The sequence below is a fragment of the Vibrio sp. V12_P9A6T4 genome, assembly GCF_963874835.1.
GTDB classification, from domain to species: Bacteria; Pseudomonadota; Gammaproteobacteria; order Enterobacterales; family Vibrionaceae; genus Vibrio; species Vibrio anguillarum.
In genome coordinates this window covers 1-2,527 of record NZ_CAWNJO010000024.1, presented here as the reverse complement: position 1 = coordinate 2,527, position 2,527 = coordinate 1, and the positions used below count along the sequence as shown (strand labels likewise).

Sequence of the window (2,527 nt, the reverse complement as noted above, 5' to 3'; positions counted from 1 at the left end):
GATTACGGTGGTTATTTTAGGTTTAGTGTTTTGCGTTGTCAGCCCCTTAACCGGGCGTTATGTGTAACCAGAGGAAAATGCATGGAAGTACAGCTAAAAGTAGGTAGTGACTCCTTATTCGCAGAATCTTTAACCGAGTCAAATATGGCAAGTTACTATCAAACTCGTGGAATAATCTGGGATCACAATCAGTTTCTAAGTAGTTGGGAAGAATTAGATAATTACGAAGTCCATCTAGACCAAGCTCGTGTTGGTGTTCTCCGTTTTAGCTATAGTGGCGATACTACCTTCTTGAGGGACTTTCAAATTTTGCCTGAGTTTCAGGGCAGAGGAATTGGGGCAAAGTGTCTCGAACTAGTTGTTAAACATGCGCTTAAAAGACAATCCATTAAGCTAGTTTTGCGTGTGTTTAGTGAAAACCCAGCAATCAGCCTGTATGAGTCCAAAGGCTTCGTTAGAACATCTGAAGTCAAAGGGTTGATTGAAATGGAGATCCCTTTAAGTTCAAACACATAACAAACGCTTCAAGAGGGACTTCCAACGCGTGGCATTTTTATTATGCGTTGGTTTTTGTGGTTACGGTGTTATGCGGAAACTTGGTAGTAGCGTTGTCAGCCCCTTAAGCGGGCGTTATGTGGTGGCGTACACCAGTGGTATTTGGACGTACCAAAATTAAGGGTATATTGATCGGATTAACCATAGTGTTATTTTGTTAGTTTCATTATTAACTACGAGGTCTTCATTATGTCAGATGACTGGATTTGGCAGTTGTTGCATGTGTTAAAGCTTTTGTTAGGTACTGGGCCGTTGTTGCTTATACTCATGATATTGATCCCATTTGCATTTCTTCCATCAATTATCGCGTTAAAGAAAAATCATCCTTATAAGATTCCTATCGCCTTGGTAAATGTTTTAGGTGTTTTATTGTGGTGGGCAGGATGGTTAATTGCTTTGATTTGGTGTTTTATTATCCCAGAAAATAAAGCTGCGAGTATAGCCAACGTTGTAGATGAGCTTGATAAGCTCCACTCTTCGAAAGAGAGATGTATTATTTCTGAGAATGAATTCAAGGTCAAATAGAAGGAACTAATGCCGCTGTAAAGAACCACATAACAAAAAATTTAAGAGTGATTCACAACGCTCGGCGCTCTCATTTCAAGTCAGTTTAGTGATTATGGCACAATGGTTTAGCTAAGGTGTTAGCGTTGTTCACACCTTAATTTGGCGTTAGGTAAATAGGCAGGTAAATGAACATAGAATTGATTTTTATTCATGCAATTTTAGCAATGGTTCTGTTTTTGTGCATGAACTGGATTGGAAAGCATTCCATTAATGCTGGTTATATTCAAATGTCGGTCTTTGTAAAAACAGATGAAGCACCTGCATTTAATTTTCTATATCGCTCTTTTGCACCTGTAGTTTTTATAACATTGGTATCCGCTGCATGTTATGTAGCTAAACACGATTGGGTTGTTACTGATATTTATATGGTTGTTGTTTACCATGCTGTATTTCGGTTAGGGTTCAATATATTGACTGGTCGAGCTAGGTTGCTAAATTGGGGAATGCAAATAGCATATATACTCCTTTCGGTTGGAGCTTCATATTATGTTTACTCAAACTTGATTCTGGATAAGTCTTTCTTCTTTCCCGAACCGAAAGACATTGGCAATGCTTTGTGGTTGGGGGTTATCGGTTTTATTTACCACACGTGTAATTCAGTGCGGCTTTCAGAAGAAAGCACTAAAAGACGTAAAAGAAACTACCTTTCAAGTGTTTATCAAACTTATAGCCAATTGTATGGTGAAACCATCAAAAGCATTGTTGAAAGCCAAGATCAGGAAAGTTTAGTTTACGCTGTCCTGATTTATGAAAACTTCAATCGACCTAAAGCATATCGAATAGTCGAAAATGTACTTTTCTATTTCGGGTTTGCAAAGACACTCGGAATCATGCAAGTAACGACAGACAAATACATAAACGATTTAGAAAGTGTGGTGTTGGGTTGCGAAAAAATTGTCAAAGATTTTGAGTTGGCAAAGAAACATCCTGATGCAAAGTATGGTTACTGGAGTATTCGCCGAGAAGTGTTAAAGGCTTATAATCCGGATATTGACTACATTTCTGAAGTCGCCAGAATCCATGAAGATATTAAGCAAAGCTTTTACCAGGAAGATGTTGAACAGTTGGAAGCCGAGTCGTGCTAAATTTGGCCTAACAAACGCTTCAAGAGGGACAGCCAACGCGTGGCATTTTTACTATGCGTTGGTTTTTGTGGTTACGGTATTATGCGGTAAGTTGGTAGTAGCGTTGGCTGCCCCTTAAGCGGGCGTTATGCAACTCAGGTAAATTTAGGGATCAATCTTTTGGATTTCTCCGGCCATTTGTTTTGTATTGTCGGCAAATGAGCATTTTTACCCTAAAATTCGTAGTTCACTCAAGCCGTAAAACAGGCAAGTTTCTTTGTTTGCCTCAATCAGTTTTAGCGTTGGCGCGTTGTCAAATTAGTGGGCGCAAAGTGTGGAAA

At 39.1% G+C, this 2,527-nt stretch carries 3 protein-coding genes; all 3 read left to right on the top strand.

Going from position 1 to position 2,527, the window contains the following annotated elements:
- The first annotated feature begins 81 nt into the window (after positions 1-81).
- The 3 genes from AACQ42_RS01350 to AACQ42_RS01340 all read left to right on the top strand — a co-directional run bounded on the left by AACQ42_RS01350 (position 82) and on the right by AACQ42_RS01340 (position 2,207).
- Positions 82-516, top strand: a complete 435-nt coding sequence (locus tag AACQ42_RS01350) for a GNAT family N-acetyltransferase (RefSeq protein WP_094165684.1) — start codon at positions 82-84, stop codon at positions 514-516.
- A gap of 228 nt (positions 517-744) precedes the next feature.
- Positions 745-1,080, top strand: a complete 336-nt coding sequence (locus AACQ42_RS01345; protein WP_094165683.1) for a superinfection immunity protein — start codon at positions 745-747, stop codon at positions 1,078-1,080.
- 167 nt (positions 1,081-1,247) lie between these two features.
- A complete protein-coding gene (locus tag AACQ42_RS01340) occupies positions 1,248-2,207 on the top strand; it encodes a hypothetical protein (RefSeq protein ID WP_094165682.1) in 960 nt (319 codons plus the stop codon).
- Positions 2,208-2,527: the final 320 nt, after the last annotated feature.